The 15,889-nt window shown below is 72.0% G+C and carries 14 protein-coding genes; 6 read left to right on the forward strand and 8 right to left on the reverse strand.

Annotated elements, in window-relative coordinates:
- The first annotated feature begins 5 nt into the window (after positions 1-5).
- The 3 genes from ACFYXK_RS15420 to ACFYXK_RS15430 are packed head-to-tail and all read left to right on the forward strand — an operon-like array spanning position 6 to position 2,957.
- On the forward strand, positions 6-476 hold the full coding sequence (locus tag ACFYXK_RS15420) for a transketolase C-terminal domain-containing protein (RefSeq protein ID WP_389411567.1): 471 nt from the start codon (positions 6-8) through the stop codon (positions 474-476).
- Positions 473-1,738, forward strand: a complete 1,266-nt coding sequence (aroA, locus tag ACFYXK_RS15425; RefSeq protein ID WP_389411568.1) for a 3-phosphoshikimate 1-carboxyvinyltransferase — start codon at positions 473-475, stop codon at positions 1,736-1,738. Before ACFYXK_RS15420 ends, aroA begins: the two co-directional genes overlap by 4 nt.
- A 25-nt stretch (positions 1,739-1,763) precedes the next feature.
- Complete coding sequence (locus ACFYXK_RS15430) at positions 1,764-2,957, forward strand: 3-hydroxybenzoate 6-monooxygenase (RefSeq protein WP_389411569.1); 1,194 nt, start codon at positions 1,764-1,766, stop codon at positions 2,955-2,957.
- Here the strand turns inward: ACFYXK_RS15430 and ACFYXK_RS15435 are convergent.
- The 3 genes from ACFYXK_RS15435 to ACFYXK_RS15445 form a co-directional block, all read right to left on the reverse strand.
- Positions 2,941-4,341, reverse strand: a complete 1,401-nt coding sequence (locus ACFYXK_RS15435; RefSeq protein WP_389411570.1) for a hypothetical protein — start codon at positions 4,339-4,341, stop codon at positions 2,941-2,943. The genes ACFYXK_RS15430 and ACFYXK_RS15435 overlap by 17 nt on opposite strands.
- On the reverse strand, positions 4,338-5,564 hold the full coding sequence (locus tag ACFYXK_RS15440) for a hypothetical protein (protein ID WP_389411571.1): 1,227 nt from the start codon (positions 5,562-5,564) through the stop codon (positions 4,338-4,340). Before ACFYXK_RS15440 ends, ACFYXK_RS15435 begins: the two co-directional genes overlap by 4 nt.
- Positions 5,565-5,711: 147 nt before the next feature.
- Positions 5,712-6,653 (reverse strand): NADP-dependent oxidoreductase, encoded by a 942-nt coding sequence (locus ACFYXK_RS15445; protein ID WP_389411572.1) that lies wholly within the window; start codon positions 6,651-6,653, stop codon positions 5,712-5,714.
- Between the two features lie 118 nt (positions 6,654-6,771).
- Between ACFYXK_RS15445 and ACFYXK_RS15450 the strand changes: the two genes are divergently transcribed.
- On the forward strand, positions 6,772-7,776 hold the full coding sequence (locus tag ACFYXK_RS15450; RefSeq protein ID WP_389411573.1) for an aldo/keto reductase: 1,005 nt from the start codon (positions 6,772-6,774) through the stop codon (positions 7,774-7,776).
- A 2-nt stretch (positions 7,777-7,778) separates the two neighbouring features.
- On the forward strand, positions 7,779-8,633 hold the full coding sequence (locus ACFYXK_RS15455; RefSeq protein WP_389411574.1) for an arylamine N-acetyltransferase: 855 nt from the start codon (positions 7,779-7,781) through the stop codon (positions 8,631-8,633).
- A gap of 209 nt (positions 8,634-8,842) precedes the next feature.
- Here ACFYXK_RS15455 and ACFYXK_RS15460 read toward each other — a convergent pair whose 3' ends face one another.
- The 5 genes from ACFYXK_RS15460 to ACFYXK_RS15480 all read right to left on the reverse strand — a co-directional run bounded on the left by ACFYXK_RS15460 (position 8,843) and on the right by ACFYXK_RS15480 (position 14,693).
- Positions 8,843-9,328 carry a hypothetical protein gene (locus tag ACFYXK_RS15460; RefSeq protein WP_266665655.1) on the reverse strand — a complete coding sequence of 162 codons (486 nt, stop codon included), beginning with the start codon at positions 9,326-9,328 and terminating at the stop codon, positions 8,843-8,845.
- A gap of 187 nt (positions 9,329-9,515) precedes the next feature.
- On the reverse strand, positions 9,516-10,358 hold the full coding sequence (locus tag ACFYXK_RS15465) for an arylamine N-acetyltransferase (RefSeq protein ID WP_389411575.1): 843 nt from the start codon (positions 10,356-10,358) through the stop codon (positions 9,516-9,518).
- The gene (locus tag ACFYXK_RS15470; RefSeq protein WP_389411576.1) at positions 10,355-11,758 is read right to left on the reverse strand and encodes an FAD-binding oxidoreductase; all 1,404 of its coding nucleotides are present in this window, start codon (positions 11,756-11,758) and stop codon (positions 10,355-10,357) included. The genes ACFYXK_RS15465 and ACFYXK_RS15470 overlap by 4 nt, the downstream gene beginning before the upstream one ends.
- Before the next feature lie 29 nt (positions 11,759-11,787).
- The gene (locus ACFYXK_RS15475; RefSeq protein WP_389411577.1) at positions 11,788-13,002 is read right to left on the reverse strand and encodes an MFS transporter; all 1,215 of its coding nucleotides are present in this window, start codon (positions 13,000-13,002) and stop codon (positions 11,788-11,790) included.
- A gap of 74 nt (positions 13,003-13,076) precedes the next feature.
- The gene (locus ACFYXK_RS15480; RefSeq protein WP_389411578.1) at positions 13,077-14,693 is read right to left on the reverse strand and encodes a carboxylesterase family protein; all 1,617 of its coding nucleotides are present in this window, start codon (positions 14,691-14,693) and stop codon (positions 13,077-13,079) included.
- Positions 14,694-15,001: 308 nt separating this feature from the next.
- Between ACFYXK_RS15480 and ACFYXK_RS15485 the strand changes: the two genes are divergently transcribed.
- Positions 15,002-15,793: an arylamine N-acetyltransferase gene (locus ACFYXK_RS15485; protein WP_389411579.1), complete on the forward strand. Its 792-nt coding sequence runs from the start codon at positions 15,002-15,004 to the stop codon at positions 15,791-15,793.
- Positions 15,794-15,889: the final 96 nt, after the last annotated feature.

Raw genomic sequence — 15,889 nt, forward strand, 5'->3', positions numbered from 1 at the left:
GCCCCATGCAGACATCTCCCCGTTCCCCCGGCGATCCCGGCGAGCCCGGCTGGTCCAAGCGGGACAGCGTCGTGGCCGAGGCCGAGGCCGAGGCCGTGGCCGAGCTCGAGGCCGGCGCCGAGGGCGCCGCGCCCGACGTGGTGCTGATCGCCACCGGCAGCGAGATGCGCATCGCCCTCGACGCCCGCGCCATCCTGCACCGCGAGGGCATCGCCGCCCGGGTGGTGCCCATGCCCTGCCCGCCGACGCCGTCGCCGTCGCCGCCCGGCGTCCGGGCCCGGGTGTCCGTGGCGGCCGGCTCCGCGCTCGGCTGCTACGAGCTGCTCGGCGAGGCCGGCATCCCGGTCCGGCTCGACCAGTGCGGCGCACGCGGCCCCTACACCGCGCTCCACGGGCAGCACGGCTTCAGCGCCGCCCGGGTCGCCGCCACCGCCCGGGCCGGGCTGGCCCGCGCCGGACACCGGGAGAGCGCGTGAACACGGCCGTACTGACCGCCCGCATCCCGGGCTCGAAGAGCATCACCAACCGGGCGCTGCTGCTGGCCGCCGCGGCCGACGGGGTCTCGCTGCTGCGGGCCCCGCTGGTCAGCGCGGACACGGTCGCCTTCCGGGAGGCACTGTCCGGCCTCGGCGTGCCGGTCGTGGAGGGCGCCGACGGCTGGAAGGTCACCGGCAGCGGACGCGCCCCGGCCGTCGGCGGCGCGGTGTGGTGCGAGGACGCGGGCACCGCCGCCCGTTTCCTGCCGCCGTTCGCGGCGACCGGCGCCGGCACGTTCACCTTCGACGGCACCGGCCAGCTGCGCGCCCGGCCGCTGCGCCCCCTCGCCGAGGCGCTGGGCCGGCTCGGCGCGGACGCCCGGGTCACCGAGCCCGTCGGCGGACTGCCGCTGACCGTCACCGCCCGGGGCCTGACCGGCGGCGAGCTGACCGTGGACGCCTCGCTCAGCAGCCAGTACCTCACCGGACTGCTGATGGCGGGGCCGCTGATGCGCCGGCCGCTGACCGTACGGGGCGAGGGGCTGGTCAGCCGTCCGTACATCACCATGACCCAGGAGCTGATGCGCCACTTCGGCGCGTACGTCGACGAGTTCGAGGGCGGCGCGATCCAGGTGCTGCCCGGCGGCTACCGGGCCGCCGAACTCGACATCGAACCCGACGCCTCCACCGCCTCCTACTTCTTCGCGGCGGCCGCCGTCACCGGCACCACCGTCACCGTGCCCGGCCTCGGCCGCGGCAGCGTCCAGGGCGACCTCGGCTTCGTGGAGGTGCTGCGCCGGGCGGGCGCCCGGGTGGAGATCGCCCACGGGGCGACCACCGTCACCGCCGCCGGGCCGCTGCGCGGCGGCTTCGCCGTCGACATGGGCGACATCTCCGACACCTTCATGACCCTCGCCGCGGTGGCCCCGCTCGCCGACGCGCCGATCACCGTCCACGGCATCGGCCACGCACGGCTCAAGGAGTCCGACCGGATCGCCGCCGTCGAGGAGAACCTGAAGGCCCTCGGGATCCGCACCGAGTCAGGACCGGACCGGCTCACCGTCCACCCGGGCCGGCCCACGGGCGCCCGGATCGCCTGCCGCCGGGACCACCGGATCGCCATGGCGTTCTCGGTACTGGGCCTGCGCGTCCCCGGCATCACGCTCGACGACCCGTCCTGTGTCGGCAAGACCTTCCCCGGCTTCCACGCCGAACTCGGACGGCTCTTCCCGGCCCACCGCTCGGGCACCCACAGTCACTGACAACGAAAGGGATGTGAGAACCCCCATGGCCGACATACTCATCGCCGGCGGTGGCATCGGTGGCCTCGCCGCGGCGCTCGGACTCGCGAAGCGTGGACACCAGGTCACCGTCCTGGAGCGCAGGGACGTCTTCACCGAGGTCGGCGCGGGCATCCAGCTCGGTCCGAACGCCTTCCACGCACTCGACCTGCTGGGCGTGGGCCAGGAGGTCCGCGACCGCGCCGTCTTCATCGACGAGCTGCGCTTCATGGACGGCACGACCGGCGAGAAGGTCGCCGCGATGCCGGTGAAGGAGAAGTACCGGGGCCGGTTCGGCAACCCGTACGCCGTCGTCCACCGCGTCGACCTGTACCTGCCGCTGCTGGAGGCCGCCCGCCGCCACCCCGGCATCGAGCTGCTGGGCCGCCACCACGTCGTCGCGTACGAGCAGAAGGCGGGCGCGGTCCGCGCCGTCCTCGCCGACGGCCGGCGCCTCACCGGCGACGCGCTGATCGGCGCGGACGGACTGCACTCCGCGATCCGGCAGCAGATGGTCGGCGACGGGGCCCCGCGGGTCTCCGGCCACACCATCTACCGGTCGGTGATCCCGATGGAGGAGGTGCCCGAGGAGCTGCGGTGGAACACCGTCACCCTGTGGGCGGGCCCGAAGTGGCACTTCGTCCACTACCCCATCGCGGGCGGCGAGCACTTCAACCTGGCCGCGACCCGGGACGACGGCGCCACGGAGGCGGTGGCGGGCCTGCCGGCGGAGCACGGCCACGTCGTGAACTCCTTCCCCGAACTGTCCGGCGCCGCACGGCGGCTGCTGGAGCTCGGCCGGGACTGGAAGTCCTGGGTGCTGTGCGACCGCGACCCGGTCGACCGGTGGACCGAGGGCCGGGTGGCGCTGCTGGGCGACGCCGCGCACCCGATGCTCCAGTACGCCGCGCAGGGCGCCTGCCAGGCCATCGAGGACGCGGTGCTGCTGAGCGGGCTGCTCGACGGCTGCCCGGCCGATTACGAGCAGCGGCTGGAGAAGTACAACGCCGCGCGGCGCGAGCGGACGGCGCAGGTGCAGCTGGTCGCCCGGGAGATGGGCCGGCAGCTCTACCACGCGGCGGGCGAGGCGCGGGTCGAGCGCAACGCGATGCTGGCCTCGCTGTCGGACGACGACATGTACGACAAGGTGGCCTGGCTGCACGGCGCGTACGACTTCGACCGCCTCACGGCAGGCTCTTGACGTAGGCCTCGATGGCTGCGGTGACACGGTCGCGGTCGGCGGTCGAGATGTTCGTGACGGCCGCCTGCTGGAGGAAGTAGTAGACGAGGGAGGCCGTGCAGATGTCTGCCTGCTCCTTGGGGAGCAGGCAGATGAGACTGCTCGTGACGGGGCGTTCGCCACGGAAGTTCAGGAGGCGGAGGTGGCCCTTGACGTCCGTCCCCCCGGACTCTCGGACGGTTCCGACGTAGAGACCCGGGACGCCGGTGGGGAGGTTCACCGTCTTTCCCGTGTCCTGTGCCTTGCACGTGCTCGCCGAGGCGTCCGGGTCCCCGTCCAGGTACTTCAGCAACTCGGGTGCGGTCCTGCCGAAGTCGGAGCAGTCCAGGGCCACCCCGGTCACCGTGTCTTCCGTCAGGCCCACCCCGAAATCCTCGAAGTCGAGCGGGGTGTCACCCACGTGTACCTGTCGGCCCACTGCGGAGTCGTAGAAGGCGAGCGTGCACGTCTTGCCCGCCGGCGCCATCAGGTGGGTCTTCGGATCCGCCGCGTACACCCGGGCGCCTGCCGGCACGGTGAGCCGGCTCGGCAGGCGGACCGAAGGCGGCGGGGGCGCGGGTGTTCCTTCCAGGGGCGTACCGGTCCGCGAGCAGGCGGTGACGGAGACCTCCTGGGAGGGGACCTCGACCGGCTTCGCCTCGGGCAGCGAGGGGATCACCAGCTTCTCGAGCACCGCGTTCAGCTCGGCGGAGTCCTGCGTGAACTGCGGTGCGGCGGCCTTGACCGCCGAGGCGAGCTTGGTCAGGACCTCCTGCTCCGCGGCCGGCACGCGGTAGCCGACGAACCGGAACTCCAGTTGCAGGCCGAGGGCGTCCATGCGGTCGCGGACCTGCTTGTTCATCGCCTCCGCGTCGCCTCCGCAGCCGTCGGTGCCCTGCGTGGTGACGACGACGATCCGGTTGCGCTTGCTGGCGCGCAGCGGGTAGCGCCCGGAGAAGTCGTCGATCGCGGCCAGGAGGCCGCTGTTCAGGGTGGCCTTGCCGCCCGGGGTCAGCGCGTGCGCCGCAGCGCTGATCCGTTTCGCGTTGCCGGTTGCGCTGCCGACCAGCTCGCGGGTGTTGTCCCGTTCGCCGCAGACGCCGCCGAACCGGCGCAGGGACAGGGCGTCGCGGTCCCCGGTGTTGCCGACCGCGGCACCGACCGCATCGGCGAGCGCGCCGAAGTCCCGCCCGCCGCCCGGGGATCCGGGGTCGGAGGTGTCGACGAGGAACGCGGTGCGGTACTGCGGGGTGGACCGTACGACGTACGCGACGGTCGCCCCGATGCCGAGCACCGCCACGGCGAGGACCGCCAGGGCGATCCGTAACCAGCGTCTGCGCGGCCGCGCCGCCACCGGGGCCGTCACCGGGCCGCCGGGGCCTTGGCGCGCAGGGCGGCGAGTGCCTTGTTCATCGCGTCCACCTGGGTGTTGTAGTCGGTGGCGGCCTGCTCGAAGGCCTCGTGGCGGGGGCCGAGCGGCGCCTTGGAGCGCGCGGCCTCCAGCAGCCGGTCGGCCGCGTCCAGCACGGTCTTCTGCTGCTCGCGCAGCTTCGCCGCCCGGTCGTTGATGTCGCGCCCCTCGGGGGTCTTCGCCCGTCCGGCGAGGTCCTCGAACTCGGTGCCGACGTGCGGTTCCCTGGCCCGGTCGAGGTTCTTCTCCGCCTCCCCGAGCCGGCCTTCGGTGATCTCCCGTACGGCGGTGTTGATGCGGGTCACGGCCGGGTTGAGGACGTCCACGATCTTCGTGGCGTTGCGGAGGACCGGTTCGGTGTTGGTCGACCATTCGAGGGCCGCGTCGAGGTCGGCCCGGGTGTTGGCGAAGACAGGCTCGGCCGGGTTGGAGCCGGCGGTGGCGATCGACTTCAGGCTCTCGCTCTGGTTCTCGGGTACCTGGTAGCCGATCAGCCGGAACTCGATCTTCAGGCCCGCCGCGCGGATCCGGTCCGCGATCTCCCGCCGTACGAAGTCGGTGTCGTCGTCGCACGCGTCCTTGCCGTGCCGGGTGACGACGACGATGCGGTTCACCTGCTTGGCGCGCTGACCCGCGCCGATCGCGAACGTGCCGGAGAAGTCGTCGACGGCCTGGACGATGCCCCGCAGCAGGGTGGCCCGGCCGCCCACCGCAGCCTGCTGTGCGGCCCGGACGATGTCCTGCCGGTTGTCGGTGCCGAAATCCACCAGCCGGGCCGTGTTGCCGTCCGTACCGCACTCGCCGCCGAAGCGGCGCAGGGCCAGGGCGTCGGAGTCACCCGCGTTCCCCACCACGGCTTTGAGGGAGGCGGCGACGGCGTCCGCGTCCTGGGAGTCCGAGACCGCGGTCGCGTCCATGAGGAACTGCGTCTTGTAGGTCGGTGCGTAGGCCGGCAGCACCCAGCGCACCACCGCCCAGGCCCCGCCGCCGAGCAGCGTCAGGACCACGAGGAGGAGGAACGTGTTCCGGATGCTGCGCGGGACGCGGATGTTGAGGATGCGCAGGTCGCGACCGGCCTGGTAGACCCGGGCCGAACCGGACGCCGTGGCGTCCTGACGCAGCTTTGGGCTCTCGGACGATGCGCCGGAGTCCGCTGAGGGGGTTCCCGTTCCCTTCATGCCGGCCATCGTCGGCGACGATGCATGATCACTTTAAGTGGCCGGACGGTTTGTTTTCGTCACCGCCGCTGCCCGCCGCTGCCCGCCGCCGCCCGCCGCACCGCCCGCCGGGGCGGCCGGTGCGGCGGCGAGGCTGTCCGGTCCGAGTCAGACCGTGAGGACGATCTTGCCCGTGGTGTGGCGGGCCTCACCGAGCTCGTGGGCCTTGCGCACGTCCTGGAGGGGGAAGGTCTCGGCGATCAGGGGGCGCAGCCGGCCCGTGTCCACGAGGGTGGCCAGTTCCTGCAGGACCATGTGGTCGGGGGCCACGTTGACCGTGATGGCGCGGACGCCCGCCGCGGTCGCCTTCGCGGAGATCTCCTCGATCCCGAGGGGGTTCGTCACGCCGATGTAGAGCCCGCCGGGGCGCAGGGTGCGCAGGGAGCGGTCCTCGTACTCGCCGCCGACCAGGTCGAGTACGACGTCCACGTCCCGGACGGCTTCGGTGAAGTCCTGCGTCGTGTAGTCGATCAGCTCGTCGGCGCCCAGCTCGCGCAGCAGCCCGTGCTTGGCCGCGCTGGCCGTGCCGATGACGTACGCACCGCGGGACTTGGCGATCTGGACGGCCAGGTGGCCGACGCCGCCGGCGGCCGCGTGGATCAGCACCCGCTGGCCCGCCTGCAGGTCCGCGCCGTCGACCAGGGCCTGCCAGGCGGTCGAGCCGGCGAGCGGCAGGGCGGCCGAGGAGACGTGGTCGAGGCTGCCCGGCTTGCGCGCGAAGTGGCGCGCGGGCGCGGCGACGTACTCCGAGTACCCGGCGGCCTCGTCGGGGAAGGAGGGGAGGCCGAAGACCTCGTCGCCGACCTTGAAGCGGTTCTCGCCCGCGGCGACCGCCACGACGGTGCCGGAGACGTCCCAGCCGACGCCGAACGGCGGAGTCATCCACAATCCGAATGCCCGGATCTTCCAGTCGATGGGATTGACGCCGGCGGCGTGGGTCTTTACCAGAATTCCCGCGGGGCCGGGAATGGGAAGCGGAGAATCCGTCAGGTTCAGTACTTCGGTGCCGCCCAGGACGTCCTGGCGGACCGTGCGCATCTTTTCTGTCATGCATTCAATGATCGCAACTCGCCAAGCCGAATCCCCGTCGATATTTGGCCATTCACGACCTGACAGACCGGCCCGGAATGGTTTTTGCGCCGAAGGCGCCTGCTCAATGCTGGGGTATATGACTCAGCTGCGATCACTTGGTTCGGCCGGCCCTGAGGTTTCCGCTCTCGGCCTCGGCCTGATGTCCATGTCCGACTTCTACGGCCCTGCCGACCGGGCCGAGGGAGTCGCCACCGCGCACGCCGCCATCGACGCCGGGATCACCCTCCTCGACACCGGCGACTTCTACGGCAGCGGCCACAACGAGCTCCTCCTGCGCGAGGTGCTGCAGAGCCACGACCGCGAGCAGCTCACCCTCAGCGTCAAGTTCGGCGTCCTGCGCGACCCGTCCGGCGGCATCCTCGGCGTCGACTGCCGTCCCGAGGCCGTCAAGAATTCCCTCGCCCAGACCCTGCAGCGGCTCGGCACGGACTACGTGGACGTCTACCGCCCGGCGCGCCTCGACCCGGCGGTGCCGATCGAGGAGACCATCGGCGCCATCAAGGAGATGGTGGAGGCCGGCCACGTCCGGCACATCGGCCTGTCCGAGATCGGCGCGGAGACCCTGCGCCGCGCCTCCGCCGTGCACCCCATCTCCGACCTCCAGATCGAGTACTCGCTGCTCTCCCGCTCCATCGAGGACGAGATCCTGCCGACCGCGCGCGAGCTCGGCACCGCGATCACCGCGTACGGGGTGCTCGCCCGGGGCCTGCTGTCCGGCCGCTGGAACCACCAGCGCGCCGCCGCCTCCGACGACGGCCGCAGCAACTTCCCGCGCTTCAGCGGCGAGAACCTCGACCGCAACCTGCAGCTGGTCGCGGCCCTGGGCAAGGTGGCCGAGGCCAAGGGCGTCACCACCTCGCAGCTGGCGATCGGCTGGGCCATGGCCCAGGGCCCGGACATCGTCCCCGTCGTCGGCTCCCGCCGCCGCGACCAGCTCACCGAGGCGCTCGGCGCGCTCCCCCTCGAGCTGACCGCCGAGGACGTCGCCGAGATCGAGCGGGCCGTCCCCGCCGATGAGGTCGCCGGTACGCGCTTCGACGCCGAGGGCATGGCCATGCTCGACAGCGAGAAGAAGGGCTGAGCATGAGGCCGTTCTGCAGCGCCGCCCAGTGGCAGGCCGAACTCCTCGACGTCGAGGCGTACCTCGACCGCCTCGGCGTCACCGGGCCGCTGGAGCCGGATGCGGAGACCCTGCGCCGGCTGCACCGGGCGCACGCCCTGACGATCCCGTTCGAGAACCTCGACATCCTGCTGGGGCGGGGCATCGACCTCGACGTGGACGTCATGCAGTCCAAGCTCCTGCGCAGCCGGCGCGGCGGGTACTGCTACGAGCACAACATGCTCTTCGCGGTGCTGCTGGAGCGGCTCGGGTACGAGGTCACGCGGCTGTACGCGCGCCCGCTCCTGGACGCGCCCAAGCCGCTGCCCCGGACCCACCTGATGCTGAGCGTGGCCGTGGGCGAGGAGACGTACCTCGCCGACGTGGGCTTCGGCGACGAAGGCCCGCTGGAGCCGATCCCGGTCTCGGACGGGATCGTCTCGGACCAGGGCGGCTGGGTGTACCGGCTGGCCCGCGAGGAGGGCTCCGACAAGGAGTGGGTGCTCTCCCTGAAGCGGGACGAGGGCTGGTTCCCCCTGTACTGGTACGCCACCGAGGCGCACCACCACATCGACTGCGTGGTGGCGAACTACTTCATCTCCACGCACGCGAGCTCGCCGTTCACCGGCCGCGTCTTCCTGGAGCGGATCGCGGAGGACTGGCGGCTCAACCTCAACCACCGCAAGCTCACCCTGACCCGGGCCGACGGCACCGTCGAGGTCCGGCACGTGGCGGACGGGGAGGTGCGCGAGCTGCTGGCCAAGCAGTTCGGGATCGAGCTGACCGAGGAGGAGGCCGCGGTGGTCGTCGCGGCGCTGCCGGCCCCCGAGCCCTCCTGAACCCGCGTACGGACCCTGCGGGGCCCGTGGCGCGCACCCGGCCGGTGCGCACCGCGGGCCCCGTTGCGTTGGCCGCGTGCGGTGCGGGCGCCCGTGCGTGACAAAGCCGTACGGGCCCGGCCGGGGGGAGCCGGGCCCGTACGGCGGACGCCTGAGGGGGGCGCCGAGGGGAAGGGCGGTGCAGGGGGTGTGCGGGGGAAGCGCGGGGGTCAGCGGGGCTGGACGGCGATGCGGGTGGCCTTGCCGGTGGAGGCGCCGCTGGTGACGAAGGAGCCGTCCAGGTTGTTGATGGTGAAGGCGAAGTCGAAGTTCGCGGTGTTCTTGCCGGTCACCGAGATGTTGGCCTTGAAGGTGATGGTGGAGGCGGCCTTGCCGTCCGCGCCGATCAGGAAGGCGACGTCGGTGTCGGAGTAGGTGCCGCAGCCGGTCTGGCGCCACTCGCCGTGCGAGGCGGTCGTGGTGTTGTTCGGCGAGGTGAAGTTGACGACGCCGGCGGTGGCGGTGGCGCTGCCGTAGTAGCTGCCGAGGAAGGTCTCGTGGGTGTTGTCGTCGACGACCTTCCAGCTGCCCGGCAGGGTGTAGCAGCTGCTGCCGCCCTCGACGGCGGCGTTCGCGGAGCCCGTGACGGCCGTCGCGGTGGCGAGCGCGGCGACGCCCGCGAAAACGGCGACCTTGATACGGGTGCTCTTGCGCATGTGATTGTCTCCCATGGAATTGATGAGTATTCCTGCAATTCCTATGATGGCGCGGTGAATTCACGGGAGGTATGGACCAGGTGTCGATCCGTCAGGTCGGCTCGATGCGTTCGCCATGGCAGAAAAACCCCTGTGCCGCACGCGAAATGCGTGCGGCACAGGGGTGTGGATATCAGGGAAATGTTATTCAGTCGATCTGCATGACGATGCGAATGGCCGGGTCGACGTCCGGCTGCTTCGGCATGGCCGCCGGGTCGATGACCAGGCCGAAGTCCTCCTCGTACACGGCGCGCAGGGCGGCGTCGTCCGCCAGCTCCACCGTCACGGTGCCGTTCTCGTCCGTGCGCGTCAGCTCCCGGCCGTTGACGGTGACCCGGCCGCCCTCGTTCTGGATCGAGCAGATGAGGTTGTGCAGGAACACCGAATCGGGCGCCGTGCGGTACCACCACAGCGTCGGGTAGAAGTCCTCGATCCGCACCGGCCGTTCGTCGAGCCGGTATTGGATCTCCCCGTTCAAGTGGACCTGGAGGAAGCCCTCCTCGGGCCGGGTCACCCGGTAATCGCCGTGCGGGTCCTTCTGGACCTCCGCCGACCCGGTCTCCAGCGGGAACCGGCTGTTCTTGCCGAAGCCCACGTCGATCAGCCAGTCCTGGCCGTCCAGGCGCACGCGCAGCGCCAGGTGGCACAGCGGCGCGCCGAACCCGCCGCCCAGGAAGACCTGGCCGGCGAGGATCTCCACGGAGAAGCCGAGCGCCTCCAGGAGGTGCCCGAAGGCGGGGTTCAGCTCGTAGCAGCCGCCGCCGCGCCGGCGGGTGACGATCTTCTCGTACAGGAACTCGCGCTCGAGGCTGAGCTCGGCGCCCTCGACGTGGTAGTCGATGTTCTCGAAGGGCACCGACAGCACGTGGCGCTCCTGGAGGTGCCGCAGGGCGTGGATGTCCGCCTTCTCCGGCCGGCGCGCGCCGATGCGCTCCAGGTACGCGTCCACCATCGCATCGCTGAGCATGGTCTTCGTCCTCTCCTCGGTCATCGGGACCACCCGGTCGGCGGGATGTTGTGGTTCACCCGGAACACGTTCTGCGGGTCGTACGCGTCCTTGACCGCGACGAGCCGGGCGTACGTCGCCTCGTCGTAGGCCGAGCGCAGGTGCTCGGGCGTGCTCTCCAGGGCGCTGATGAAGCTGAGGAACGGGCCGCCGATCCGCCAGGGCTCCATCGTCTCGATCAGCCGCTCCTGGAACTCCCGTACGTCCTGGATGTGTTCGGGCCAGACGGGGGCGCCCGCGAACAGCGTGTACGCGGTCTCGCGGTGCGGCAGCGCGTTGGGGTGCTCGGGCTGCCGGCCCAGGGCGCCGCCCAGGTGGCGCAGCTCGATGCCGGGGCGGACCGCGTCCACCCCCTCCTTGATCAGCGGCAGCAGGGTGTCGATCGCCGCGTCGTCGAGCTCCCGGATCCGGGTGGAGCGCTCGTAGTAGACGAACGGGACGGTCGGGTCCATGTTGATCTCGGCGACCCGCGTGTACGGCATGTCCGCGACGGTGTCGAGGACGGCCGGCGCGATCTCCCGCAACGGGCGCACCAGTTCCTCGCCCTCCCCCACGGGCCCGTTGTACGCGATCCGGATGTGCGCGAGGAAGCGGCCGCGGACCGGCTGCGGCAGCACGTCGATGTCGGGGAAGCGCATCACGGCGATCGAGGACTGCATCGCGTCGGGGACGGTCCGCGTCCAGTCGCGCCAGGTGCGCAGGATCTCGTCGATGTGCTCGCCGGGCAGGAACAGGCCGCCGCCGTAGAGCCGGGCGACGGGGAAGAGGCCGATCTCGATGGAGGTGACCACGCCGAAGTTGCCCTTGCCGCCGCGCAGCGCCCAGAACAGGTCCGGGTGCTCCTCGGGGGACACGAACCGCAGCTCGCCGTCCGCGGTGACCAGGTCGATGTTCTTCACGTGGTCGGCGGCGTAGCCGTACGAGCGGCCGAGCGGGCCGAGGCCGCCGCCCAGGGTGTACGAGACGACGCCGACGCCGGGGGAGGCGCCGTTGAGCGGGGCCAGCCCGAAGGCGGCGGCCTCCTCGATGACCCGGCTCCACTGGACGCCGGGCTCGATGCGGGCGGTGCGGGTGCGCGGGTCGATCCGTACGCCGTCGAGGTTGCGGGTGCTGATCAGCAGGGCGCCGTCGGCGGGCAGCGCGACGCCGTGCCCGGTGGCCTGGACCGCGACCGCGATGCCGCGGCGCGCGGCGAAGCGCACGGAGGCGAGGACGTCGGCGGTGCCGTCGGCGAGGACCACTGCGGCGGGCCGGGCGTCCGGCAGGATCCGGTTGAAGCCGAGCGCCTCGTCCTTGTACGCGTCGGTGCCGGGCAGCAGCAGCGGCCCGCGCAGCTCGGACGCGAGCGCGGCGAGGTCGTCGGTGGTCACGGCGGTGGTGGTCACGGAGGAGGTTCCTTTCGCTGGCGGGGTGCTCACTCGGCGGCCTTGCCGGCGGTGCGCAGGCTCGGGAGGGTGAGCGCGGTGAGCAGCACCACGACGCCGCCCAGCCAGGCCACGGTGATCAGCTCTACCTGGTCGACGATCAGACCGCCGACGAGCGCGCCGAGCGCGATGGCCAGGTTGAAGACCGACACCCACAGGGCCGAGGCGGCCTCCATGGCGTCGGGCGCGGACTTGAGCATCCAGGTCTGCAGGCTGACGGAGACCCCGCCGAAGGCCAGGCCCCACAGGACCAGCAGGGCGATGCCGCCGGCCTGGCTCTTGCCGAGCAGCGGGAAGAGCAGCATCGCGGCGGCCAGCGCGACGATGATGACGGCCATCGTGCGGCCCAGGTTCTTCGCGACGGCCGCGCCGGCGACGAAGTTGCCGATGATGCCGGCGACGCCGAAGCCCAGCAGCAGGACGCTGATCAGGTCCTCGTCGATGCCGGAGACCTGCTGGAGCATCGGGCTGACGTACGTGTACGCGGCGAGGTGCCCGGTGACGATGAGGGCGGTGGCGATGATGCCCGAGCGGACGCCGCGGTTGGCGAACTGGCCCATCAGCTCACCCACGCTGACGGGCTTGGTGGCGGGCAGCGAGGGCAGCAGGACCAGCAGGGCGACGAGGACCGCGAAGGCGAGGACGCCGAGCGTGGCGAACGCGGTGCGCCAGCCGGCCAGACCGCCGATCAGGGTGCCGGTCGGCACGCCGAGGACGTTGGCGGCGGCGACGCCGCCGAAGATGAGCGCGGTGGCCCGGGGGATCGCCGCGGGCTGCACCAGCCGGAAGGCGAGGCCGCCGGCGATGGCCCAGAAGCCGCCGATCGTGATGCCGACGAGGACGCGCGAGGCGAGCAGGATCCCGAAGTTGGGCGCGAGGACGGTGACCAGGTTGGCGACCGCCATCACGGTCATCAGGCCGACGAGCAGGAAGCGGCGGTCCATGCGGCCGACGACCACCGGGATCAGCGGCGCGGACAGCGCGGCGACCAGGCCGGGCACGGTCACCATGAGGCCGGCCGTGCCCTCGGAGACGTGCAGGGCGCCGCCGACCGAGGTGAGCAGGCCGATGGGCAGCTGCTCGGCGGTGACGAGGGTGAAGATGCCGACGGCCACGGAGACGACGGCCAACCAGCTCTTCAGGGACGTGGCTTCCGGCGCCTGCGCCGGTGCCGCGGTCTCGGCGGGTGTTTCGAGTGTTGCCATGACAAGAACCTCATTCGTGTCTCTGGGGGCGGGGGCCGCGCCGCCGGGAGCCGGCAGGTCGGCCGCGGGGCAGGTCAGGTGCGCGGGACCCAGCCGGACTCGTCCCAGAACCGCAGCTGCCGCAGCTTCGACGTGGTGGCGATCTCCGCGACCCGCTCACCGCCGAGGACCAGCGTGCTGGGCTGCTCGGGATCGAAGACCGGCCATGCGGGGCTGCCGGGGCCGGTGGGCACGCCGTCGCGGGCGAAGGCGGCCACCAGGTCCATGAAGGTCTCGGAGACGGCGCGCTCGTGCGGTCCGTCGTGGAACAGGGGCGTGCTCTGCGGGACCGGGTAGGTGGCGGAGACGGCCGAGGGGTCGCCGTACGTGCCGAACAGGAACGGCGAGGTCGCCTCGTGCGGGGTGCCGTGGTGCGGCGGCCGTACGGGATGGGCGAACTCCATGACGTACTGCGGCGACCGGCCGTGCCGGGCGTGCCGCTCGGACAGCCGCATGATCTGGTAGCGGAACAGCGCGTCGCCCCAGATCTCCGTCCACAGCGACAGCGGGTCCAGCGGGAGCCCGTCGGCCTCGGCGGCCTCGCGGTAGGCGGCTATGCAGGCGTCGGCCAGCTCGTACGGGGCCTTGTCCATCCCCTTCTCCAGCACGCCGCGCACGGCTTCGCGGAGCTCGGCGGCGTCGGCGGGCGGCGGGGTGGGGGTGGGCTGCGGGGGGCAGGGGCCGGTGTAGAACGAGCCCTCGGTCCGGGCGTGGACCGCCATGATCGGCACCTCGGGGGTGGGCAGTTCGTAGTCGAAGGCGCTCATCCAGCGGCCGTCGACGACCGGGCCGCGGAACTCGCGGCCGCTGGCGACCTCGCGCTCGCCGGGGAGCCCGCCGAACACCTCCTCCCAGGCGCCCATCAGGGCCGCCGCGGGGACCTCCCGCAGGCCCGGCACCGTCGTGCCGAGCCGGCGCGCGACCGACTCGTACGCCCGGCGGGAGTCGGCGGGGGACAGCGAGGTGGACGGCTCCCACACGTGGCAGGCGCTGATCGGGACGATGCGGCGGATGATGCCGCGCAGCTCGGGCAGGAGCGCGAGCTGCCAGGTGCTCGCCCCGCCGGCGGAGGTGCCGGCGACGGTGATGTTGCCGGGGTCGCCGCCGAAGGCCGCGGCGTTCTCGTGGACCCAGCGCAGCAGCGCCACCTGGTCCTGGAGGCCCCAGTTGGCGAAGTCACCGGTGTCGGGGTCGGTGAACTCCTCGTGCAGGCCGAAGCCGAGCGCGCCGAGGCGGTAGTTGAAGGTGACGACGACGAGGTCGCCGCGGTCGGCGAGGCGGGCGCCGTCGTAGACGGGCAGGCTGCCGCCGCCCACCATCCAGCCGCCGCCGTGGATGTAGACGAGCACCGGCCGGGCGCCCTCGGCGTCCTCTTCGGCGTCGGCGGCGCTGCCCGGGGCCTGCGCGGGGGGCGCGGCCGGCGTCCAGACGTTGGCGTACAGGGAGTCCTCGGCGCTGCCGGGGATGATCGGCTGGAGCGACTCGGGGGCGAACGCCGTGGCGTCGCGCACGCCGCTCCAGGAGGCGGCCGGCCGCGGCGAGGCGAAGCGCAGGCCGCCGACCGGCGGCGCGGCGTAGGGGATGCCGCGGAAGACGGACAGCCGTCCGCAGCGTTCCCCGGCGATCACGCCGGCGCTGGTGTGCGCGAGCACGGATCCGGCTTCGGCATCGTTTTCTGGCGAAGGGCGGTGGGCGGCTGAGGTGGCCATTGCCGTGGGTTCTCCATCGTCATCGGCGGGCGGTCAGTCACGCCGACTCCACGGTGCCCATTCGAACCGAATGTGCCGCGTCGGATGACTCCGGACCATCCGATGCTGGTAACCGCGCGAGAACCCCGCAACAAGCGGAACGGCACTGTGTCAGGTGCCGGGTTGTCCGTCAGATCGATTCGGCAACGACGGGTGGAGGTGTATTTTCATTCGGCGTACGCTGCCGGGTTCGAATCGTCAAGGAGAATGCGATGCTGGACGACGCAGGAGTGGCCGAATATCTCGAGCGGATCGGCGCGAAAAGGCCGGAGAAAGCCGATCTCGAGGGTCTGCGCCACCTTCAGGAGCGGCATGTCCTCTCGGTGCCCTTCGAAAACATCGACTACCACCTCGACCGCGAGATCCACCTCGGCGAGCAGGTCGTCGACAAGATCGTGCGCCAGCGGCGCGGCGGCGGCTGCTACGAGGTGAACACGGCCTTCGCGGTCCTGCTGGAGGCCCTCGGGTACCGGGTCGAGGTCCTGCCGGGCCGGGTCTACCGGCCGGACGGGCTGGGGCCGGCGATGTGCCACCTCGCGCTGCGGGTGACCCTGGACGAACCCTGGCTGGTCGACGCCGGATTCGGCCGCAACAGCCGCCACCCGCTCCGCTTCGCCACCACTGACGTGCAGCAGGACCCGAACGGGGAGTACCGGGTCGCGCCGGCCGGGGCCAGCGGCTTCGACGTGTCCCTGGAGGGGAACCCGCTCTACCGGATCGACGACCGCACCTGCCGCCTCGAGGACTTCGGGCCCACCCTGTGGTGGTGGCGCACCAGCCCCGACTCGCCGTTCCTCCAGGAGCTGTTCTGCTCGCTGCCGCTCGCGGACGGCCGGGTCACGCTCAAGGGGAAGCGCCTGGTCAGGATCGAGGGCGGGGTGCGCACGACCGAGCAGCTGGAGGGCGACGAGCAGATCCTGGCCGCCTACCGCAGCCACTTCGGAATGCTGCTCGACGAACTCCCGAAGACGGTGGCGCAAACCGGACCGTCGGGATCCAGCTGACCTGACACAGACAGTTGACGGACTCATCCGAATGCCGTGGACCGGCTGCTGCGGCGAGGCGCACGATGCGAAGAGTACGGCGTTACTCCGTATCCG

The sequence above is a fragment of the Streptomyces sp. NPDC002209 genome (genome assembly GCF_042890265.1).
Lineage (GTDB): Bacteria > Actinomycetota > Actinomycetes > Streptomycetales > Streptomycetaceae > Streptomyces.